This window comes from Paenibacillus chungangensis (genome assembly GCF_042675905.1).
GTDB lineage: Bacteria > Bacillota > Bacilli > Paenibacillales > Paenibacillaceae > Pristimantibacillus > Pristimantibacillus chungangensis.
Genome location: NZ_JBHTJZ010000002.1, coordinates 137,094 through 160,047 on the forward strand (window position 1 = coordinate 137,094; position 22,954 = coordinate 160,047).

Here is a 22,954-nt window from a genome sequence, read left to right on the forward strand (position 1 = left end):
TATTAAGAGAAGGAGTACGAGAGAGCGGTGAAAGGAAAACTAGTAAAAATCGCATCAGTTACTACTGTTTTAGGCGCAGGTATTTGGATCGGGTCTTTATGGCCTTCAATTGTAGAAGGCGATGGCAGCTCGCTAATTCCAGGTTCCGCCGAAGATCCTGTTGTGACGAAGAGCTATGTGGATGAGCAGATCGCGAAGCTGAAGGGCAGCTCGTCGAACAGCGGCAATTCTAATGGCGGCAACAACACGAACACAAGCGGTGGTAATACCGCCAGCATAAAGCTTGAAGTCGTTAAAGTACCCGCCGGACAGATCCTGATGGCGGATGCCGGAACTGAGGTTGTTGTCCGTGTAGGCGACGCAGTCGCTTACAGCTCCGATACGAACGGCATCTCCGACGTAACGGAGGGCAAGGACATTAAGAGCGGATTGCCCGTTCCCAGGAATCATCTGATCTGGTTCCCGCGTGAGGGCAGAGGCATTCAAGCAGCTGAAGGCTATGCAGAGCCTTTGACTGTGCTGGTGAAGGGCCCTTACACGATTAGCGAGTGATGTGTCATATTTTGCCCGGATTGACAATAGGTTATACGCTTGAAAGCACCGGCGTGGAGAAACATTATAGATGTAATCTTATCTTCACGGAGGTGCTTCAGGATGAGTCGTTCCAATCAGAAGGTCGTTCCGGGCTGCAAGGCAGCCCTTGATCAAATGAAATATGAAATCGCTGCAGAGCTGGGTCTCATGAGCAGCAGCTATGCAGGAAGTGGCGCGGATACGGAGTTCGGAGGCGAACTGGGTGCTGCGGCATCCGGAACAACTTCAGGTCATGTCAACTGGTCGGCAATTTCTACCCGCCAGGCAGGTTCAGTTGGAGGAGAGATCACCAAGCGACTCATTGCGCAGGCCGAGCAAGCGATGGGTGCGGGGTTTTCGCTGTAGCTGGAATAAGCGGTATCCATTGACACTAAGCGACATTTTCGGTATCATGTGTTTTGTACTAATATCGGCCATATATATCAATGTGAAACGTGCTTGTGCCGCCATAGGACGGTGTAAGCCGTTTCTGTTTGTTGTAGGGTAATTTTATAGGTTATTGGAGGTTGATACGGATGTCGGTTAAAGGACGCCACTTATTCACATCTGAGTCAGTTACAGAAGGCCATCCGGATAAGATCTGCGACCAGATCTCCGATGCGGTTCTGGACGCATTTCTCGAGGCAGATCCCAATGCGCGCGTTGCGTGTGAAGTATCTGTAGCGACAGGTCTCGTGCTTGTTATTGGTGAGATCAGCAGCAAAGCGGATTTTATTGATATCTCTGCGATTGCTCGCCGCAAAATCAAAGAAATCGGGTATACACGCGCAAAGTATGGCTTCGATTCCAGCACATGCGCTGTGCTGACCTCGTTGAACGAGCAGTCTGCGGATATCGCCCAAGGCGTTAACGCAGCTCTGGAGTCGCGAGACGGCAAGGATATCAAGCAAGAAAACGAAGATATCGGTGCAGGAGACCAAGGCTTGATGTTCGGCTTCGCAACGAACGAGACGCCTGAATTGATGCCATTGCCTATCGCGTTGTCTCATCGCATCGCAAGACGCTTGTCAGAAGTCCGGAAGGATGATACTTTAGATTACTTACGCCCGGATGGCAAGACGCAAGTAACGATTGAATATGTGGATGGCAAGCCGGTCCGTGTCGACACCATTGTCGTATCTACTCAGCATGCAGAAGAAGTAACGCTTGAGCAGATTCAGAAGGATATTATGGAGCAAGTCATTCTCCCTGTCGTTCCTCAAGAATGGCTGGATCATGAAACGAAATACTTCATCAATCCGACTGGACGCTTCGTGATCGGCGGACCGCAAGGCGATGCAGGTCTGACGGGTCGCAAAATCATTGTCGACACGTATGGCGGCTATGCGCGTCATGGCGGCGGCGCCTTCTCCGGCAAGGATCCGACGAAGGTTGACCGTTCCGCTGCTTACGCAGCTCGCTACGTAGCGAAGAATATCGTGGCAGCGGGTCTTGCGGACAAGTGTGAGATTCAGCTTGCATACGCGATCGGCGTTGCTCAGCCTGTCTCCATTAACGTAGATACGTATGGTACGGGCAAGGTAGCCGAAGAGACGCTCGTCGAGATCATTAAGAGCAACTTCGATCTTCGTCCTGCGGGCATTATCAAAATGCTGGATCTTCGTCGTCCGATATACTCGCAAACTGCGGCGTATGGTCACTTCGGCCGTACCGATATCGACCTGCCGTGGGAGCGTGTGGACAAAGCGGATAAGCTGAAAGCGGACGCTGGATTGTAAGTTTATCATTGTTCAAATAAACGCAACATAAACGCCGTTTCTTCCGTCATTTGCCATGATGGGAGAAACGGTGTTTTTTATATTGCCGTTGTAGGGCTAATGAAGCAAAATCAACAAGAACCTAAATTTTTGAAGCTTTGAGACCGAAAAAGAAGGTACGAGTGTAATTTTTGAGGAGTGAAAAATGATGTATCGTATCCGGAAGCTGTCAATCATCATTGCTTTAATTATGGTACTTCAGTTAGGCCTGTATGGATGGTCGGCACCGACAGGCATATCGGCGGCTACTGGAGGGCCAGTGGCGTCAGGTTATTCACCGGCGGATAATCTGACAAGTGTACCGCTTAATTCGGATCTGAAGATAACGTTCGACGAGAAGGTGAAGAAGGGGCCTCATATAGCCCATATCGCCATCTACCAGTCCGGAACGAATAAATTGGTAGAAAGCATTAGCGTGACTTCGAGCCAAGTGTGGATCAACTCTTCGGATCAGCGCGAGGTGACGATCAACCCTTATCTGAGTGGAACGAGCGGCAAATTGGAGCTGAATACGGATTATTATGTGCTGATTGATGCTGGCGCATTCCTGAATGTATCCAACAGCGCTGCATATGCCGGTATTCAGAACGCTACGACATGGAACTTCCGAACGGTCGCTCAAGAAGATAACCAACGCCCGTCCCATGTGACGCGGCTGCCGGAAGGCAACAATGTGTCGATCACATCGACGCTGTCGCTGTCTTTCGATGAGATTGTCTATGTAGCGGAGGGCTCGATCCGAATCAGCTCAACGGATGACACCAGACATATCGCCGTTACCTCGAGCAGCGTAACAGGCAGCGGTTCATCACAGATTACGGTACGGCCCGACAGTGCGCTGCTTCCCAATACGACATACACGGTAACGATCGCAAGCGATAACTTCCAGGATGCATCGGGCAATAGCTATCCGGGCTCCTCATGGAGCTTCACGACAGCGCCGGCGCCTGTGAATATGGCGAGTGCTTCGCCGCTTAACCCAGCAGACGATGCCACACTCGTACCGATCGATGCGAACCTAACCATACGATTCGATCAGAATGTGCAGGCCAATAGCGGAAAGTATATCGAGATACGCAAAGTAAGCGATAATAGTCTGTTCAAGCGTATGCAAGCAACCTCTACAGAAATTACAGTGAACGGCAGCGCGGTGACGATTGATCCTGGCAATCATTTTGCGGCCAATACGGCCTATTATGTGCTAATCGAACCAGGAGCCTTCTCCAAGCCGGACCCTAACGCCAGCGAATGGTTCTATGGCATACCTGCAGCAACGGTCTGGAATTTCAGTACGGGCTACGGCAATGACAATTCAGCGCCTTATGTAACCAAATACGAGCCGGGCAGAAGCAGCACTGCGAATAACGCACAGTCGAAGCTTGTACTTACGTTCAATGAGCCTGTCTATCCCCATACAGGCAATATAGAAATTCGCCACTCCACAGGAGGCGAATTGTTCCGCAGCATTCCGATGACGTCAGAGCGGGTGAAGGGCGGAGGGACGAAGGAACTGGTCATCGATGCCACCTCGGCGATGGGAGGCGAGTCTGCGAAGTCGTTCATCAACAATACAAGGTACTATGTGACGATCGGCAACCGTGCGATTCGGGACGGCGCAGGCAACTACTACAGCGGCATCTCCAGCACGTCCGGCTGGATCTTCACCGTATCGAAGGATACGGACAGACCGCAGCTGGATGCGTTAAGCCCGGCCAATAATGCCACGGCTATAGCGGTTCGGGCGCGCTTCGCGGCAACCTTCAATACGCCGATCATTGCGGGGGCAGGGAAAATCTATTTCCACCCGATAACGTCAACGGCATCCGTCCCTTCCGTAGAGGCTAACTTCTGGGTAGATGGCGGCAATGCGAAGCGGATGTTCATTCAGCCGAGCCAGGATCTCCAGCAGGACAAGGATTACTATATCTACATTGAAGAGGATGCCATTACCGATCTGGTGGGCAACAGCTTCGTCGGCATACAGAATCAGTATCAGTGGACCTTCAAGACGATTGGCGGGGACAAGACGGCGCCGACTGTCTCCAAGTCGGAAGTTAGCGGTTCCGTTATCCGGCTTATCTATAACGAGCCGCTGAATACCAATCTGAGGCCGACTCCGGCCAGCTATTATGTAACGGTCGCAGGCGCGCCAAGGAATGTGACCAGCGTCAAAATTGAAGGGAATATGGTCCTGTTGACGCTGGCCAGCTCTGTAAGCAACAATCAGAAGGTCATCTTATCTTATTCGAAACCGGCAACGGGGCTTGTGCAGGATATATCCGGCAATGAAGCGGCATCCCTCTCCAATATGGATGTATCCAATGGATATACGAGCACGAATCCGGTCGTCTCCAGCGGCTCTGTATCCGGCAACACGGTCCAGCTGAACTTCAACGAGTCGCTAATGGCGGTCAGTGAGTACGCCCATACGCAATTCACTGTCAAGGTCGGCGGCAGCAACTATTCCATTCTATCCATGTGGCATAGCGGCTCTGTCATCCAGTTGACATTGTCCAACAACATACCGAGCGACAAGAGCGTGTATGTGACTTACTCGCCGTCGAGCTATCCGCTTACCGGCACGTCCGGCAATCGTGTGAGTGGCTTCAGCAATTATAATGTACGCGAGGGCAACAACGGTAATGGCAATAATAACGGCGGCGATTACTATGCGCCGTATGTACAGTTCATAACCGCAAGCAACAATGCGATATTGATCAAATATAACGAGCCGTTGAACTCGACCACAGCACCGGGAAGCTATCAATACAGCGTAACGGTCGACGGACAGCTTCGCAGTGTATTGAGCGCAAGCGTCTCGGGGGACACCGTGGTCTTAACGGTTAATGAGACGATCGATTCGGGGGCCATCACGAAGGTGTCTTATATTGGCTCCAGCTATGCGCTGAAGGATTACAATGGCAATCCTGCCGCTTCCTTCGCGAATATTGTCGCGAACAGCGGTGCGGGAACGGGGGAGACAGGCACTCTGCAAGGCGCCATACTGAAAGGGAACATTCTGACGCTCACGTTCAATCAGGTGTTGAATCAGTCTTCCATACCGACAACAAGCCAGTTCATTGTCAAGGTCAAGAATACGATTCGCTTGGTCAGCAACGTACAAGTAACGGGCAATACCGTTATTCTGACTCTGGCTTCCGCTGCGAATGCCGGAGATGCTGCTCAGTTGTCTTATATTAGCAGCAATACCGGTCTGAAGACGATCGGCGGCGGGCTTGTCAATGGCTTCACGAATATGAATGTCGCCAATCAGACCTCGTTGCTGGATTCCTTGTCCGGAGACTTCGAGGCGGCGGCGGGCGGAGGCGTCGGCATCAAGACGTCGGCGGCGACGTCGACGACGGATCAGTCCCCGTCGGGGCAATCGACGAAGCGCTATGCGATTAAGAACGACAAGTTCGTTATGGCGGTAGCCAAAGCAAGGGAAGCGGGCATAACGGTTCCGCGTATCGTGTTCAAGGTGCCGGATTATGAGAAGGCAGCAATGGCAGGTGTCTCGATCGCGGCATTGGACATGGCCAGCAAGCAAGGAGATGTCATCTTCGTCGTCCAGCACGGGGATATGACCTACGAGCTTCCGCTGAGCGCAGTCGATCTGTATGAGCTGTCCATGATGGCGGCCGGGAACAACGTCAATACGCAGCTGGTGATCTCGATTGATAAAGGCACGACAACAGCTGCGTCTTCGCTCAAGACAGCGATCTCGTCCAGCAAGGCGTCAATTGTGAACGGACCTGTTCATTATGAAGTCATGATCGTCAACGGAACTTCGAAGCAACAAGTGACGGCATTTGAAGGCTACCTGACCCACACGCTGCAAACAAGCTATAGCGTGGATGCCAGCCAGCTGGCGGCGGTATGGCTGGATCCTGTAACCAGCACATTGTCCTACGTTCCGACTTCGATCAAGAAGGAGAACGGCAGGACGATTGCAAGCTTCATGCGGCAAGGCAGCAGCGCATATGCGCTCGTCCGTCATGACAAGAACTTCACCGATCTGAGCAAGCATTGGGCGGCTCGCGACGTGGAGATGATGGCAAGCAAATTTATCGTCGATGGGCATAGCGTCACGAAGTATGCGCCTGACATATCCATCACGCGCGGCGAATTCGCAACTTACATTGCGAAGGGCTTGGGGCTTGGCGGCAATCGGGAAGCTGCGGCCAAGTTCAAGGATGTCAACAAGGATACCGCGATGGGCGCCTACATCGGCGCTGCGGCTGCAGCCGGCATCGTGAACGGCACGTCGAATGATACGTTCAAGCCTAACAGTTACATCAAACGTCAGGACATGGCGGTCATGATGATGCGTGCGGCCAAGGTAGCGGGACTTCAGGAACAATTGCCACAGTCGGTAGAATCCTATCTGAACGCCTATCGGGACAGGGGAGAGCTAGGTGATTATGCGCAGAAGGATATGGCGCAGGCGATTCACTACGGAATCATCAACGGCAAGTCCGAGACGAGACTTAGCCCGACGACGAATGCCTCACGCGCGGAGGGGGCAGTCATGATTATGCGATTGCTGGAGAAGGCAGGTTTTCTCACGCCATAGGATAGACGACACGGCGCTCGCTTTTATAGCGGGCGCTTGTGTGTATAGGGCCATCGGCCTACATAATATTTTTCTTTCAGAAATTGGATGACGATAGTAGTCTTTTATGAACGTAACTTTTCTCTCATTCTCGTAGTCTAATGTGGTAGATACATAGAGATGGGAGAGTTGTTGGAATCATGCGGATGGAAGCAGACAGCAAGAAGAAGCATCATCACAAGGTTGGCAGAGCAATTGGAAGAAAGGTGCTCGTCGTCGTCATTAGCGGCAGTATGCTCGCAGGACCGATAGCGGGGTTATTGCCGGAACGAATGCAGCAATCCATGATCGAATCAGTATACGCCTCGTCCGCTCCGGTATTGAAGCTGCAGAGCGAGTCGATGATGACGTCGGGCGCGAAGCGGCTGGACTATATGTGGCATACGACGCGGAAGGGCCAGTCAGTGAAGACAGCGGTGCATGTCATTGAAGTGGACCTATCGAATCCGCATATCTCGTTGAACGCGATGAGCGGCGTCAACAACAGTACAGGACAGAAAAATCACTTGATGAATATGACCAAGGACAATGGCGCGGTCGGCGGCATTAACGGCGACGTGTTCGTCATGACCAATGAAGGGGCGCCGTTAGGGGCGCAAGTTACTTCCGGCACGCTCATCTCCAGCCCGTCTTCGCTCAAAGGCATGTATGCCTTTGCCGTGACGAAGGAGCGGGAGCCGATGGTGGACGCATTTGCTTTCACTGGAAGCGTAACGGCAGAGAATGGCGGCATCTTCCCGCTGGAAGGACTGAATCAATCTTCATACTTCTCCGAGAGAGAAGGCGAGACGTACAGCCATGTTAATAAAATGTTCATCTACACCAGCGCATGGGGAGGTGCAGAACGTCCTGCTAATTCTGCGACAAAACCCACTGAGGTGCTGGTCCGGGACGGCATGATCGAACAGATTACGAGTGAAGCGCCTATCATCGATCCGATACCGGAGAACGGGTATATATTGCGTGCCCATGGCGAAGCAGCCAAGTTCGTCCTGACTAATCTCGCCATTGGCCAGCCGCTTCAGGCGGAGTACACCTTGAAATCGCAATCGACTGGGCAGGTGATCGATCCAGCTTCTCTGGATATGCTCATTGGCGGGCATACGCTGTTGGTGGACAAGGGAGCGCCATCCATCTTCACCAGAGATATAGCAGGGGTGAGCGGTACATCTTACACATCGCGCTCTGCAGTCGGGTACTCCAAGGACGGAAAGAAGGTCTATCTGATTACGAGTGAGAGAGCGGATGGCCATACGGGCCTCAGCCTGAAGGAACTGCAGCAGGTGATGGTCCAGCTCGGCGTCTATAAAGGGCTTAATCTGGATGGCGGCGGATCGACGACGATGACGGAGCGGCCGCTGGGTCAGAGCGGCATCAAGCTGGCGCACTCCACGCAGCAAGGCTCGCAGCGCTATATTGCCAACGGGATCGGCGTATTCACGTCCGCGCCTGCAGGCGAGCTGAAGGGCTTGGTCGTGGGCGGCCCCAATGTGATGTTCAAGGGGCAGAGCGCTCAGTATTCGGTCAACGGCTACGACACGTACTACAACCCTTACCAGGTGGACAAGTCTTCTCTGGAGTGGGGAGTCTCCGGCAAGGCGGGAAGTATGGAGAATGGAGCGTTCACGGCGACGGCGACCGGCAAGGCTGTCATTACGGTGAAGTCGGGCGATGTCAAGACAGAATATGACATTCATGTTATCGGCAAGGAGGATATTGCGTCGATTAAGGTGAATGCGTCGGCAGGCATGCTGATTCCAGGCTCCAAGCTAAGCGTTCCGGTTACAGTGAAGCTGAAGAACGGCAAAGCATATAAGCTGTCCGGCGATTCGCTGGAATGGGAGTTTGTCGGCTTCGAAGGCTCGTACAGCGACGGGGCTGTGACTGTAGACAGTGTGAATAAGGATGCGAAAGTAGGCTATGCGATTGCCCGCTATGACGGAGTCAGTGCGATGGTGCCTTGGGTCAAAGGAGAAAAGGTGACCGTCGTCGAGGATTTCGAGGTGTCCCGCTACGCCATTACGTCGCAAGTAACGCCGAAGGAGACGACGAAAGGCGGCGTGAAGCTCGTCAGCGACTTGCCTGGCCAGAAGAAGGGCAGAGCGCTGCAGATTGCTTACGACTTCTCCGAAGGAACGGGAACGAAGGCGTCATATGCGGTATTCGGCAGTGATGGACGTACCATCTCTGGCTCGACAAGTACGATGAGTATGGATGTGTATAGCGACAACAGCAACAACTGGCTACGCGCGGAAATAATCGGGGCGGACGGCGCCGTTCATCTGGTGGATATCGCCAAAGAGCTGAACTGGGACGGCTGGAAGGAAATGCATGTCAATCTGTCCACTGAAAAAATTGCCTATCCTGCCAAGCTGAAGCGGGTCTACGTCGTCACGATCGATCAGAATAGCGACAAACGTAAACCTGTGGGAGCTGTGGCCATTGACAACATCGAGCTGCGAACTTCCGCATCTGTGACGGAGCCGCCGAGGGCGCAAATTACGATGACGGTCGGACAGACAAAAGCACTGGTCGACGGCAAGGCGATCAAGCTGGAGGCGAGTCCGATTCTGCTGAACGGCTCCTCTTATGTGCCGGTGCGGTTCGTCACTGAAGCGATGGGCGCCGAAGTGCTGTATGAACACGAGACGCGAAGAGTGACCGTGCTGCGCGGCAATCAGATGCTGGAGATGAATATCGGCAAGAAGGGTTACATGCTGGACGGGGTGAGCTATCCTTCCGAGGTGGCTCCGTTCACTCGCAACGGAAGAACGTTGATTCCGGTAAGGTTGTTCTCGGAGAAGCTGGGCTTTGACGTCGATTACGATGATGAGAAGCGCATGATAATTATTCAGTAAATGTGTTAAAGTGTGGTATGATAAAAGGGTATATCTTTTGTCGAAGAGAGGGTGCCATAATCGAAGTGGATCACCTTACCATGGATATCAACAGGGTTATTGCCAATGCCATTAGCGTAATGGAAAACAGCAAGTATCAAATATTTGAAATATGTGAGACAGCGCGTACCGAACGGGAGGCTCTGGAGCAAGAGCTTGATGGGGTCATTGAAGAAACGGTCGGCACGATCGAGAAGGTGGACCGGCTTGAACGGGAGTATCGACTGGCCCGGATTCGATTGACGGAGGTTAGCCGAGATTTCGTACGCTTCAAGGAGGAGGACATCAAGTCCGCTTATGAGAAGGCTACAGGCATTCAACTGGACTTGATGGTGTATCGTGAGAAAGAAAATTATTTGAAAGCGCGAAGGGATGACTTGCAGAAGCGTGTCCGCAATGTCGAGCGATCAATCGAGCGGGCCGAGGTCATCAGCTCCCAGATGAATGTTGTACTGGAATATTTGTCCGGCGATCTGAATCAGGTTACTCGGATCTTGGAATCGGCGAAGACACGTCAACTGCTGGGACTGAAGATCATACTTGCGCAAGAGGAAGAACGCAAGCGTATTGCGCGGGAGATTCATGACGGACCTGCGCAATCGCTGGCTAACATTGTATTGCGTACCGAGATTGCGGAGCGGATGCTGATGAAGAAGGATTTCGATCTCGTTCAGGAGGAGCTGATCGACCTGAAGGGCCAAGTCCGGTCAGGGCTGGAGGAAATCCGGAAAATCATCTTCAATCTCCGACCCATGGCGCTGGATGATCTGGGGCTGGTGCCGACGCTGCGCAAGTTCACCCAGGACTTCGAAGAGAAGTCGAGGGTGCATACCGCCTTCGAGCTGTCGGGCAAGGAATTACGCTTGCCGTCGGCGATGGAGGCGGCCATATTCCGCCTCGTGCAGGAAGCGTTCTCCAATGTGCTGAAGCATGCGAACGCGTCGCATGTCGTATTGGAGATCCGCTATAACAAGGACAATATTATACTCTCTATACTGGATAACGGCGCGGGATTCGTCGTCGGCAACGTCGAACAGTTGACAAGCCGCAATGGTCACTTCGGCCTGGTCGGTATGAGGGAACGCGTAGAACTCATCGAAGGAAGGATGGATATTGACTCGAAGCCTGGTCAAGGCACCAAAATAGTGATCGATATTCCGATGACATCAGAAGGAAGAAAGGAGACTGAAACTAATGAATCAGACATCGTCTAATGGCTCCGGCAAAATCAAAATTCTGCTGGCGGATGACCATCAATTGTTTCGTGAAGGCTTGAAACGAATTTTAAATATGGAGAACGACCTGGAGGTTATCGGCGAATGCGGCGATGGCATTCAGGTGCTGGAATTCTGCAATCATACAGAGCCGGAAATCGTTTTGATGGACATAAACATGCCGATCGAGACAGGTGTCGTAACGACGGAGCGATTGAAGGAAATGTTCCCGAACGTCAAAGTTATTATCTTATCTATTCATGATGACGAGAGCTATGTGTTCGAGTCGCTTCGCAAGGGGGCGACAGGTTACCTGCTTAAAGATATGGAAGCGGAATCGCTGATCAATGCGATACGTTCCGATCATCAGGTCCACTCCTATATTCATCCAAAAGTAACAGGCAAGCTGATCAACCAGCTGCGAAGGATGACTTATCTGGATGAGATGGGTGTTGCCTCGGGCGCAGCCGCTGCCAGAGAGACAGGTGCGAAGTATGTCTCGACGGAAGACAGCCCGCTTACTCGTAGGGAGGCCGAAGTGCTACGCCTGATGGCAGAAGGCAAGAGCAATAAGCTGATTGGCGAATATCTATTCATTAGTGAGAAGACGGTCAAAAATCATGTCAGCAGCATTCTGCAGAAAATGGAAGTGGATGACCGCACGCAAGCTGTCATAAATTCTATCAAATTCGGTTGGGTAACCATCTAATCAGAAAGCGCATTGGAAAATCAATAAGAAGCCCGTGGAGCGTTGTTGCTCCACGGGCTTCTTATTGATTTATGAATTGCTGCGGTTGCGACGCTTCAGAGCCAGCAGACCGGATATTGTGAAGAAGGTCCCTAACAAGTAATAGGGAGTCGGGCTGGACTCGCCGGTCTTGGGGAGTGTCTCCAGCGGCACGGATACTTCCTCATCCGGCCCTCCACCGGTAGGCACATCCTCGTCCTCGATGATGATAACTTCAGGCGTCGGTGATGGCGACGGAGCCTCAGACGGCGGCGCAGACTCAGTAGGAGTAGGCGACGGAGCCTCGGACGGCGGCGCAGACTCAGTAGGAGTAGGCGACGGATCCTCAGACGGCGGCGCAGACTCAGTAGGAGTAGGCGACGGAGCCTCGGACGGCGGCGCAGACTCAGTAGGAGTAGGCGACGGATCCTCAGACGGCGGTGCAGACTCAGTAGGAGTAGGCGACGGATCCTCAGACGGCGGCGCAGACTCAGTAGGAGTAGGCGACGGATCCTCAGACGGCGGCGCAGACTCAGTAGGAGTAGGCGACGGATCCTCGGACGGCGGCGCAGACTCAGTAGGAGTAGGCGACGGATCCTCGGACGGCGGCGCAGACTCAGTAGGAGTAGGCGACGGTGTCGGCACACATTCACTAAGGGTATGAAGGGCGAAATTGCGCAAGGTCAAGTGATCATGGCCATACCCTGGATTCAGCGTGATTTGCATCGGACCTGCATACAGATCCAGTTGCATTTTGCCACAAGGCGGCAAGTTAATTGTTAACTCATAGCTGCCGGCTGTATCGTATTTCATGGATGAAGAAGCAAAGTGTAGTTGATCTTCATAGGGCTTCGGAGTGTTTTCATAAGTATAGACGGAGAAGTTGACCTCCACGCAATCTTCTACAGTTGAAAACTTGGCTGTTGCCGTAGAACCGCTTATAAAAATATAAGTGCCCGGGTGGTCAGGATGAAATTGGATCCTATCATACCGCTGGCTGTATGCCGTACAACCACCTGTCTCTTCAGCAGGTTGTTCAGCGGTGTCTTCTTGAACGGGGTCTGAATCCTCATCGGCTCCTTCAGCCCATACCATAGTGCCAAGCGAAAGTGATAGCAACATTAAAATAGCTAATAAAAGCGACAGAGCTTTCCTCGGTTTCTGCAAGCGATCACACTCCTTATTCAGCAGATGGTTTCTATTTGTGGTTATAAAGTCCCTTTCTAATGGGAGATTAACAGGGGGATTAGGTCAAGCGGCCGCTATTAGCCCTACATATCGATTATATGTTTAATGATTTAGAAAAATGATAACACATACCAGGAATCCAGCAAGGGTGTAAAATTGTGTAATATTGTTGAGTGATTGGGCATTTTGTCGATTCATTACGTAACCGCCTCCAAGAGCCGTAACCGATAAGTGCGGTAGCGCATATAGTGTCACCAAGAGGAGGTGGCCGACATGTTCGAGCTTCTGCTGATGATCATTGGAAGTTATGCAATGGCGGCTATGTTGGTGCATCTGGTATTTTGGATGGGGCGTAGGCGCCGGCAAGTCAGCAAGCAATTCATATTCATTGCTAATCATAACGAGAATAATATGGAATGGTACTTAAGATCATTGATGAGATTCTCCAGATGGATGGGAAGAGATGTCCGGCTGACGTTAATAGATCGAGGCGTAACGGATGAAATGAGGGGTATTGTGGATCGATGGAAGCGAGCGGGGCATGCCTTGCATGTGCAGAAGTACGAGGTTTCTGGAGAAGATTGTGCCATGTCACAAAGGAAGCGCTCTTATAATGAGGAAGACAAAGCGTTCCATATGATGTGGATGCTCCAGTCGGAAGGCATTGTGACGGAAGTGGATCATGCAGTTATTGTAGATTTACAAAATCCAGCAGACTTGTCTAAAATGCCATTTTAGCTTATAATTTTTGGTAATTGAATAACTGTTGAAATGAAAGAGTGAAGCACACTCGGATACGCTGGTCTAAGAGCCAGTATATTCGGTGTGCTTTCTTTACGTTCGGGAGGGATGAGAATGAGGGCAAATGTGTATGTCGTGCTGACGAATGAAGGCTGGCAAGCTGGATTGACCATCCATGCGAGTGTTGATTATGCGTATTGGTTCCAAGATGCGTTCGGTATAAGGGATGCCGCTGTCGCCTGGCAATGGCGGGAAGCGCTATCATTCGGTGAGGCATGCGGATTCATAGAACGATGGCGGCGGGAAGCGGAAGGGAAGGAGGAGAGCGAGGCATGGGCGCTGGAGCGTATGGCTTGGTTCATCGACGGGGAGAAGCGGTCTGGAAGCGGAAGAGTAGAGGAGCGGGATGGCGAAGGGCGACGTAAGAGCAGCTTTGGCGGGATGCAAGGCAGAGTGGAGCGATGGACAGGAGAGAAGCGAGACGAGAGAGAGCGAACGGGACGAAGCCGCGGGATGAGCGGGGCGGAGTCGGCGAGGGTAGTGCGAGACGAGAGGGAGCGAATGGGACGAAGCCGCGGGATGAGCGGGGCGGAGTCGGCGAAGTTGGCGGCGCAGGCGAAGCTCGCCGCCGAGCTGTTGCAAGGGCGCGCACTGCTAGGCAGCGAAGCGCGCGCCTTGCTGGGCGCCCACGGCCCCGCGGATGATACAAGCTGGAGCGCAGCGATACAGCTTGCCTCTCTGCAGGGGCGTGTGCGCCTCGGCGGAGCGGTCGCCGCCGATCGAGGCGGGCGGCCGGACGCGGCTGCGCGGCGCAGCCGCTGCCTGCGGTGCGGCAGCGGGGAGGCGCGCCTGAAGCGCACGTATTGCGAAGCTTGCGGGCGGGAGTGCGCTTATTGCGAAGCGTGCCTGACAATGGGGCGGAGTCGCGAGTGCGAGATGTTGATCATCGGCGTATATCACCCCCATGCAGGAGCACTGCGAGAGCATGAGCAGATATTGGAGCCGTTAGCGAACAGACTGAAGAAGTGGGGGCTTAGCCCGGCTCAGACCGCAGCAACTTCCAAGGCGTTATCCTTTGTAGAAAATAAGCCGCGTATCGGCAAAAATAAGGAGCGAAAAGCGATGAGCATGAGCAAGCCAATGGTTGTGTGGCGCAAGCTGTGGAAGAGTGGGCAACGTAAAGGGGATACATACTTATGGAACAGCGACAGATCAGGGGAGATCCGGAATCAACATGGCACGGAATCCCGGAAGAGGGACAAGCTTGCGAGCAGCAGCCGCTGGCCGGGGCTTGTATTGGATAACGGCGCTGCAGAGGGGCTAGCGGGAATTGCGCAAGGCATCCGCCAAGCGCTGACACGTGGACAAAGTCGCACATTGCAGCCGATTATGGCTTATGAGACAGGACCGTTAGGCGGAGCTGACGATGGGCAATGTCTGGCTGGCTTCCCTGAAGGACAATTATTGTAGCACAAAGGTGCATATGCGGGCGAGTCGCCTATAGGAGTTAGAATAAGTGGAGACGGGATTAGAGTACGGCAGAAGCAGCAGATTGGCGGCATATTCAACCAGTTGCAAACCAAAACAAACAGACCGTTCCTGTTGTGGGCGGTAACAGGAGCAGGCAAGACTGAGATGGTTTTCCCACTAGTGGAATCGGTACTGAGTAGAAAAGGAAGGGTGCTAATCGCATCTCCGCGTCGTGATGTGGTCATCGAACTAGACCCTAGAATCCGAAAAGCCTTCCCGGACGCTCAAGTGGTCACGTTATATGGAGGAAGCAGGCAGAAATGGGAGCAGGGACAGATTACGTTGTCTACTACGCATCAGTTATTCCGCTTCCAGGAAGCGTTCGATCTGGTTATTATTGATGAGATTGACGCTTATCCCTATCACGGCGACCCTATGCTCTATTACGCTGCGGACAAATGCTGCCTGCCGGGCGCTCCCAAGTTGCTGCTCTCGGCTACGCCGCCGAGAGAATTGCAGCGCGAAGCGAAGCGTGGGAAGCTGGAGCATGCCCGGGTGCCTGTCAGGTATCACCGCCATCCACTGCCGGTACCTAAGCTGCTTCGCTCTCCGAAGACGCATGAGCTGTTAAGCACCGGGAAGTTGCCTGCTACTCTCTTAGCGCTGCTTCGTTCATCGTTAGAGCGAGGCGCGCAGATCTTCCTGTTCGTATCGCGCATCTCCCATGCGGAGCCGCTGGCCAAGCTGCTTATGAAGAAGCTGAATACTTCCTTGATTGAGGCCACTTCATCACACGATACGCAGCGCGCAGAGAAGGTGAAGCGATTCCGGAGGGGCGATTGCCGATTACTGGTAACTACAACGATATTGGAACGAGGCGTTACGATTCCGAAGAGCGATGTATTCATTCTGAATGCGGACAGTTCCCTCTTCGACGAAGCTTCGCTCGTTCAGATGGCCGGACGGGCGGGACGATCTGCAGACGACCCGAATGGGAAGGTATACTTCTTCGGCAGCGAGCGCAACGGTTCGCAGTTGCAAGCGCGCAGTCACATTCGAACGATGAACTCGATTGCCCGCAAGCAAGGTTTTCTACTGCCTGATCCGGGCCGCAAGGAGAAGAGATGAAGACGACACTGTCCTGTAAAGTATCATCTTGCCTGCAGGACGGGTGGGAGAGATGATGGGGACTCATGTCATCGCATATGTCAAGGATCTCTCCAAGCAAGCGTTGCAATGGCTTTCCCCGCGGCACGCATCATGCGCGGTATGCGGGGGACTGCTCCGCGGAGTTAATGCAGGGACGCCGTCTTTCGCTAGAGAGCTTGAACGGATGATTTGCGGGGCTTGCTTGCAAGCCATTCCCTGGCTGAATCGAATTACTTGCCGATATTGCGGTCGGGGCATCTCATGTCCCGATTGCTCACAGCATCATGAGCGGTCATTCCGCTTGAATCGAAGCTCTGTGCGATATAGCCCTGCCATGCGGGAATGGCTGGCACGATATAAGTACCGGGGAGACGAGGCACTGGCGCCGCTACTTGCAGGCATGCTGGAACCTGCCTTTCGTGCGATCACGCATGAAGCTATGAGACAAGCAGACGCTTCAAAAGCGCGAGATGCAGGACGTGATAGGGAGAAGCCGCGTTCTGCCAGCGTTAAGGGCTTCATGAGCCGTGTATGGGATAGAGGCTACGATGTAGCTCTTCAAATGAAAGAGCGCTATTCTAGCCGAGAGGCGTCACATCTCTGGCATGCCATCACTTACGTACCGGTAAGCAAGGAGCGTGCAGAGGAGCGGGGGTTTAATCAAGCGCGGCAGCTGGCGGAGCTGTTGGCGGACAGGCATGGAATGCCGTTGTACCACTTGCTTCGACGCATAAGGCACACGAAGAAGATGAGCTTTAAGACTCGGGCCGAACGGCTTCGCGATGCGCATACGCTATTTGCCGTCAACGAGCGTCAGATACAGCTGCTAGCAGGCAGCAGACAGGACTCGGCGACATCAGGGCTTCGCATATTGCTCATCGATGATATTTATACGACGGGCAGCACCGCTTCCGCATGTGCCGATGCTATGAAGAAGGCGTTGCCTTGCCCGGCAGACATATATATTTTGACATGGGCTCGCTCGTAAGAGCACAAGAAGAAGATCGTATATCATGGATTACGGTCTCTTCATGCTGGGTATTCATGAAAGTTTGTTGAAAAGCGCTGGAATAGTAATGAAAATACAGACAAATTCCGTTAAACTATATATAAAGGTTTCGTTGAGCAGAGGGGAGAACCGATATGATGAATCTGGACAACTGTCCGCGATGCGGCAAGCTATTCGCTAAAAATATTAGAGACGTATGCCAGGTGTGCCTGCGGGACATCGATAAAGAGTATGAAAAGTGCGCAACTTATCTGCGGGAAAATAAAGGCGCGATGATTACGGAGCTGTCAGATCAGACGGGCGTATCGATCAGACAGATTACGAAGTTCATCCGTGAAGGGCGGATCTCAATGATGGACGCTCCCAATCTGTCCTATCCGTGCGAGTCGTGCGGCGTATTGATTCGTGAGAGCCACTTGTGCGACGCTTGCCGCAAGCGGCTGACGAAGGATACCCGGCGCATGCTGGATGATGAGCAAACGAAGAAAGATACGGAAACAACAAACGCTGCAGAGATTTATAAAGGGATTGAACGGTACAAGAAATTATAATTCCAATCATTTGCACCACTATAAAATATGACTTGACCGGAGCCGATAATACTTGTAAAGGTTATCGGCTCTTTTAGTTTCTGCAAATAACGAGGTGATGAAAGTGAAAATTAACGATATAAATCGGATAGGCGGCATGAATCCCTATCAGAAGCAAAATGAATGGCGTACGGAAGGGGCTAGCAAGGCTCGCCGCAAGGATCAGGTGCAAATCTCTCCGGCGGCGCAAGAGATGCTGTCCACGAGCAAAATGACCAGTGCAGAACGCGCGGATCGCATTCACGAATTGAAGCAATCTGTGACGTCTGGCACTTATCATGTGGATGCGGGCAAGATTGCGGAGAAGCTGCTTCCTTATTTGAGACCGGATCAGTCAAAGTAAGATTGGAGGCCGTAATATGTCGATAGCAGCAATTGTAACGATAATGGAGCAGCAATTGGCTTTGTATGAAAAATTGCTTGTAATAGAAGAAGACAAAAAGCGAATGATTATGGGTAATGAAGTTGTCCAGCTTAACGTTCTCACGCAGAAGGAAAGACTTTTAGTCGCCAAAACGGAAGAACTAGAAACGCAACGACTGCTAGAAACGGCCCGATACTTCAAAAATATAGGCTTTCGCAATCGGTCAGGATTGCTGTCAGATCTCATTAAATCTGTTCATGTGCCTCTAGAAAAACAGCAATTAATTCAACTGTATGAGCAGTTGACAGGCATACTGGCAAAATTGAAGCATGTAAACGAAGCCAATCAGTTACTAATTCAGCAATCGTTGGATTTTATTAACTTTTCTATTGGCCTAATGGTTGAGGACCCAAATGAAGATGTTGTGTATAAGCACCCTATGAATCAATTGAACGGTTCAAAAAGAATGACAATGTTTGATTCCAGAGCATAACAAGGAGCTGACGGCATGAGATCGACATTCCACTCGCTAGAAACGGCCAAACGAAGTATATTTACTCAGCAGGCTGCAATCAATACAGTTGGACATAATATCTCCAATGCAAATACTGAAGGGTATTCCAGGCAAAGAGTGACTATGGTAAATTCCAGGCCAATCGAAGCCTTTGGCATGAATCGATCCACAGCACCGGGGCAATTGGGAACGGGTGTTGAATTCACTTCGATTACTCGTATTCGAAATGCATTTCTGGATGAGCAGTATCGAGAGCAAAGTCAAGGTGTAGGAAGCCTGGAGATACAAACTGATACATTAAGCAAGTTGGAAGGCTATATTAATGAACCATCCGATACGGGTATACGAACAGTTCTTGAAAATTTCTGGAATTCATGGTCTGATTTGAGCAAGGACCCGGAGAATGTAACTGGTCGTGAAATATTGCAAGAAAATGCGGTAGCATTAGTAGAGACATTCAATGAGCTAAGCAGACAGCTAACTGATCTGGACAATGATCTGACTTCCAATATTGATGTGAAAGTATCGGAAGCTAACTCCCTGTTACAAACGATCTCCTCCCTGAATGCGGAGATTAGAAAAATTGAGTCACTGGGTGATCATGCAAATGACTTAAGGGATCAACGCGACCTAATGACAGATAAACTTTCCAAAATTGTCAATATAAACGTTACAGATACAGATCAAGGCTATACAATTTCACTCGGAGGAGCAACTTTGCTTCAAGGAGAGACCATATCTCCACTGACATCAGCAGGTTTGGAAACGGCATACACAACTGGCGATCTCATTGGCGGAGAGGTTCATGGCATGATTGTTTCGCGAGATAATTATGTTGCTGGCTTCCAGCAGCAATTGGATACTTTGGCCAATACGCTTGCTAACGGAGAGTTTCAGGTGACTATTCCCGCAGGCTGGGTAAAGCCAGGCACAACTGTTCCTACAACCACGGATGAAGTAGTAACCGTGAAAGGGATTAACGGCCTTCATAAGCTAGGCTATACATTAGCTGATCCAGCTACGGCAGGTGAGGATTTCTTCACGTTCAAAACAGGTGCAACAGGAATAACAGCAGCTAGTATTCAACTAAATTCATCCATTGCCGCGGATTCTAATAAAATTGCCACTTCTCTTCGCACAAAAACGGACGCCTTTGGGGTTACTACTGTAGTGAAGGGTAATAATGGATTGTCGTTGTTAATGTCTGAACTGAAAGATATAAAGTTTGCTTTCGACGAAACTGCAACAGGCGGAGGGGTGACTACGGCTACTGTAAATGATTTTTATGGTGCAGTTGTCGGCGCGCTTGGGGTACAGAGTCAGGAAGCTGACCGGTTGTATAAAAATACTCAGACTCAGCTGGATCAAGTTCAAAGCAATCGGTTGTCGGTTAGCGGGGTTTCTTTGGATGAAGAAATGGCTGATTTAATCAAATATCAATATGCATACAGCGCTTCAGCTCGCTTCATGACAACTTTCGATCAGATGTTAGAGAAATTAATAAACGGAACAGGAATGGTAGGACGTTAATGAGCGGTGAACACAAACTAAGGAGAGTGGAAAAATGTCATTGCGCGTAACTCAAAGCATGATGCATTTGCAGCTAACACGAAATTTGAATCGCAACTTAACTCAGATGGAACAGCTGCAACAGCAAACAACGACGGGGCGCAAAATCAACAAGCCATCGGATGATCCAGTTGGAATTACCTATTCCTTGCGTTACCGCACGGAAATTGCTGCTAATGGGCAATACAAGGAGAACGTCGACTCGGCATTATCGTGGCTTGATTTTACGGATTCAGTGGTAAATCAGGCTGGAGATGTGCTTAAGCGAGTGAAAGAGCTGGCCATACAAGCTGCTAATGGAACAAATCCCGATCTTGCATTAGATAATGTAAAAAGTGAAATGGAACAGCTAAAAGATCAGTTAATTGATATTGGAAACAGTAAGATGAATGGGAAGTACATTTTTAATGGCGAGAATTTCGAACAGATGCCGTATGGCCCTTCACTAGAAGCTCGCGAGGTAACAACAGATACTGGCGCTATTATGTACACAGTAGGTGTCAATACAAAGTTGGATATTAACTTTAATGGCAATCAAGTGTTCGGCGCCGGAGATCTCGCAGGAACGGGCGATAATGTGTTTTCCACGCTCGATCGCGTCATCGCCGCGTTAGGTAGTGGTAATCATAGCGATGTAACTGCGGAATTAGGCAATATTGATAAAGGTATTGATCGTATGTTGAATGTCAGAGCTGAGATTGGTGCACGAGTGAATCGGGCTGAACTGGTGCAAAATCGGTTAGCAGACCTTGAAATTAATTTAACCGAAATGCAATCGAAGGTAGAAGATGCGGATTTCGAAAAATTATTAATTGATACACAGATTAACGAAAATATATATCAAGCTTCACTTTCAGTCGGCGCAAAGGTAATTAGTAAGTCTTTGGTTGATTTCTTGCGATAAGCAATGAGGATACCACAGATTTCAATCCATTCAACATCGGCTGAAATGGGTATAAAAAGCAAACTGGGGCATTTTGAGATCAAGCAAAAGCAAGCAACTATTGCTATTCATTCCGTTGACGCTGTTGTTTCCATTCAATCAGAGCCTGCAGTTGTCTTAATTGATTTATCGAAAACTTGGGATGCTTTGACGGGAGGTAAGCCTATTGCCTTCTGGAACCGAATTTATGGTCAGTCCAATAAATATGTACTCGATGCTATCCGGCATACTGTTCAGGAATATAACCAGATAGGAGATGTTTTGTCTGACGGCAATCCTCTTGCTGAGGCAGCAAAGCAAAGCCTGTCCCGAGAGCGGCCAAAGCTGCAAGTGTACGGCTCAGCTTCTCCTGCTAACGTGGATTTTAAAGCTGTGCTATCAGATCCTGAGATTCAAGTGAGTAGAGGATATGTGAATGTTGATGCAAAAATAAATCGACCACAGATTGCCTACCAGAGAGGTTATGTAAACACATTCATGAAGAAATATCCATCTGTAGAAGTGTCAGTGCCGAAAATTGATATCAAAATGTAATCATGAGATAATCATGTAGAGCTGTAGAATCGAATGCGATGCTATAGCTTTTTATTTTAATGTGGAGTGTGATAACCGTGATTATCCAAACAACTCAGCTTGGCAAAATCGAATATCAACATAAAGATGTTATTACATTTATTAAGGGAATACCAGGATTTAAAGAACAAAGGAAATACGTAACGGTTAAAATCGAGGATAGCCCGTTCATGTATTTGCAATCAGTTGATAAAGAAGAACTTGCCTTTATTGTTGTTTCTCCTTTTGAGTTTTTTCCCGATTACGAATTTGAGCTTTCGGCAACAGTCAAAGACGATTTGAATATACAGCAAGAAGCGGATCTTCTCATCGTTAATATTGTTACTATTCGTGACGATCTAGCCAAAGCTACAATAAATTTGGCGGCACCAATTATATTAAATGTAAAAGAGCAATTAGGTATGCAATATATTATTTCAGATAAAATGTATTCAACTCGTCAATTGCTATTCGCCAAAAAGTCTGGCATGGGAGGGGGATAGCATGTTAGTACTTTCGAGAAAACGAGGGGAGTCCATCCTAATTGGTGATGGTGTAGAAGTCACTATTCTTGAAGTCACGGGGGACGGAGTTAAAATTGGGATAACTGCTCCAAGCGATGTGGGAATACTTCGTAAAGAACTATATGTTTCTGTGGAGGAAATGAATATAAAAGCAAAGCAACATAATATTAGTGCATTAGAGCTGAAAAATCAGCTTGGAAAAATGAAAAAATAATCGGCTATCTATTCATTCGCCTAGAGGATTTGCCGATATACAAACTAGAGCTGATAAAGGGCGGCCGACCTGATTCAGCATTCCACATGGAAGTGGAGACTACACTCAATTTCAGGGAGGAAATAACAATGCGTATTAATCACAACATAACGGCTTTAAACACACACCGCAACATGGGTCTGAACAATGCCAGTGCAGGTAAGGCGATGGAAAAACTATCTTCCGGTCTTCGCATTAACCGTGCTGCTGATGACGCAGCTGGTCTTGCAGTGTCGGAGAAGATGCGCGGCCAAATCCGTGGCTTGGAGCAAGCGCAAAAGAAC

Annotated in this window: 21 protein-coding genes; 20 read left to right on the forward strand and 1 reads right to left on the reverse strand. The window is 50.4% G+C overall.

Features of this window, described 5'->3' with window-relative positions; translation table 11 throughout:
• Positions 1-27 precede the first annotated feature (27 nt).
• The 7 genes from ACFQ2I_RS00625 (at position 28) to ACFQ2I_RS00655 (ending at position 11,786) form a co-directional block, all read left to right on the forward strand.
• Complete coding sequence (locus ACFQ2I_RS00625) at positions 28-552, forward strand: hypothetical protein (RefSeq protein WP_377561506.1); 525 nt, start codon at positions 28-30, stop codon at positions 550-552.
• 102 nt (positions 553-654) lie between these two features.
• On the forward strand, positions 655-939 hold the full coding sequence (locus tag ACFQ2I_RS00630) for a small, acid-soluble spore protein, alpha/beta type (RefSeq protein ID WP_377561507.1): 285 nt from the start codon (positions 655-657) through the stop codon (positions 937-939).
• 170 nt (positions 940-1,109) lie between these two features.
• A complete protein-coding gene (gene metK, locus ACFQ2I_RS00635; RefSeq protein ID WP_377561509.1) occupies positions 1,110-2,312 on the forward strand; it encodes a methionine adenosyltransferase in 1,203 nt (400 codons plus the stop codon).
• Positions 2,313-2,499: 187 nt separating this feature from the next.
• Positions 2,500-6,927 (forward strand): Ig-like domain-containing protein, encoded by a 4,428-nt coding sequence (locus ACFQ2I_RS00640; protein WP_377561510.1) that lies wholly within the window; start codon positions 2,500-2,502, stop codon positions 6,925-6,927.
• 179 nt (positions 6,928-7,106) lie between these two features.
• Positions 7,107-9,824 (forward strand): stalk domain-containing protein, encoded by a 2,718-nt coding sequence (locus tag ACFQ2I_RS00645; RefSeq protein ID WP_377561512.1) that lies wholly within the window; start codon positions 7,107-7,109, stop codon positions 9,822-9,824.
• A gap of 65 nt (positions 9,825-9,889) precedes the next feature.
• Entirely contained in the window at positions 9,890-11,077 is a 1,188-nt protein-coding gene (locus ACFQ2I_RS00650) for a sensor histidine kinase (protein ID WP_377561513.1), read from the forward strand.
• Complete coding sequence (locus ACFQ2I_RS00655; RefSeq protein ID WP_377561514.1) at positions 11,058-11,786, forward strand: response regulator; 729 nt, start codon at positions 11,058-11,060, stop codon at positions 11,784-11,786. The genes ACFQ2I_RS00650 and ACFQ2I_RS00655 overlap by 20 nt, the downstream gene beginning before the upstream one ends.
• Positions 11,787-11,855: 69 nt before the next feature.
• On the opposite strand, the gene ACFQ2I_RS00660 is transcribed toward ACFQ2I_RS00655, so the two are convergent.
• A complete protein-coding gene (locus tag ACFQ2I_RS00660; RefSeq protein ID WP_377561515.1) occupies positions 11,856-12,971 on the reverse strand; it encodes an LPXTG cell wall anchor domain-containing protein in 1,116 nt (371 codons plus the stop codon).
• 294 nt (positions 12,972-13,265) lie between these two features.
• Here ACFQ2I_RS00660 and ACFQ2I_RS00665 point away from each other — a divergent pair, with 294 nt between their 5' ends.
• From ACFQ2I_RS00665 to ACFQ2I_RS00725, 13 genes are all read left to right on the forward strand, one after another.
• On the forward strand, positions 13,266-13,730 hold the full coding sequence (locus ACFQ2I_RS00665; RefSeq protein WP_377561516.1) for a hypothetical protein: 465 nt from the start codon (positions 13,266-13,268) through the stop codon (positions 13,728-13,730).
• Positions 13,731-13,847: 117 nt separating this feature from the next.
• Positions 13,848-15,203 (forward strand): hypothetical protein, encoded by a 1,356-nt coding sequence (locus ACFQ2I_RS00670; RefSeq protein WP_377561517.1) that lies wholly within the window; start codon positions 13,848-13,850, stop codon positions 15,201-15,203.
• A 30-nt stretch (positions 15,204-15,233) separates the two neighbouring features.
• Positions 15,234-16,331, forward strand: a complete 1,098-nt coding sequence (locus ACFQ2I_RS00675; RefSeq protein ID WP_449290074.1) for a helicase-related protein — start codon at positions 15,234-15,236, stop codon at positions 16,329-16,331.
• Between the two features lie 52 nt (positions 16,332-16,383).
• On the forward strand, positions 16,384-17,340 hold the full coding sequence (locus ACFQ2I_RS00680; protein ID WP_377561518.1) for a ComF family protein: 957 nt from the start codon (positions 16,384-16,386) through the stop codon (positions 17,338-17,340).
• A gap of 158 nt (positions 17,341-17,498) precedes the next feature.
• Positions 17,499-17,912 carry a TIGR03826 family flagellar region protein gene (locus tag ACFQ2I_RS00685; RefSeq protein WP_377561536.1) on the forward strand — a complete coding sequence of 138 codons (414 nt, stop codon included), beginning with the start codon at positions 17,499-17,501 and terminating at the stop codon, positions 17,910-17,912.
• Positions 17,913-18,015: 103 nt separating this feature from the next.
• The gene (flgM, locus tag ACFQ2I_RS00690; protein ID WP_377561519.1) at positions 18,016-18,294 is read left to right on the forward strand and encodes a flagellar biosynthesis anti-sigma factor FlgM; all 279 of its coding nucleotides are present in this window, start codon (positions 18,016-18,018) and stop codon (positions 18,292-18,294) included.
• Between the two features lie 16 nt (positions 18,295-18,310).
• Positions 18,311-18,808 carry a flagellar protein FlgN gene (locus ACFQ2I_RS00695; RefSeq protein WP_377561520.1) on the forward strand — a complete coding sequence of 166 codons (498 nt, stop codon included), beginning with the start codon at positions 18,311-18,313 and terminating at the stop codon, positions 18,806-18,808.
• Between the two features lie 15 nt (positions 18,809-18,823).
• On the forward strand, positions 18,824-20,359 hold the full coding sequence (gene flgK, locus ACFQ2I_RS00700; protein WP_377561521.1) for a flagellar hook-associated protein FlgK: 1,536 nt from the start codon (positions 18,824-18,826) through the stop codon (positions 20,357-20,359).
• Between the two features lie 34 nt (positions 20,360-20,393).
• A complete protein-coding gene (gene flgL / locus ACFQ2I_RS00705) occupies positions 20,394-21,302 on the forward strand; it encodes a flagellar hook-associated protein FlgL (protein ID WP_377561522.1) in 909 nt (302 codons plus the stop codon).
• Positions 21,303-21,305: 3 nt separating this feature from the next.
• On the forward strand, positions 21,306-21,875 hold the full coding sequence (locus tag ACFQ2I_RS00710) for a DUF6470 family protein (protein WP_377561523.1): 570 nt from the start codon (positions 21,306-21,308) through the stop codon (positions 21,873-21,875).
• 77 nt (positions 21,876-21,952) lie between these two features.
• The gene (gene fliW / locus ACFQ2I_RS00715; RefSeq protein WP_377561524.1) at positions 21,953-22,396 is read left to right on the forward strand and encodes a flagellar assembly protein FliW; all 444 of its coding nucleotides are present in this window, start codon (positions 21,953-21,955) and stop codon (positions 22,394-22,396) included.
• A 1-nt stretch (position 22,397) separates the two neighbouring features.
• On the forward strand, positions 22,398-22,631 hold the full coding sequence (gene csrA, locus ACFQ2I_RS00720) for a carbon storage regulator CsrA (RefSeq protein ID WP_377561525.1): 234 nt from the start codon (positions 22,398-22,400) through the stop codon (positions 22,629-22,631).
• 128 nt (positions 22,632-22,759) lie between these two features.
• The coding region (locus tag ACFQ2I_RS00725; protein WP_449290073.1) for a flagellin N-terminal helical domain-containing protein at positions 22,760-22,954 on the forward strand (195 nt) is incomplete at its 3' end.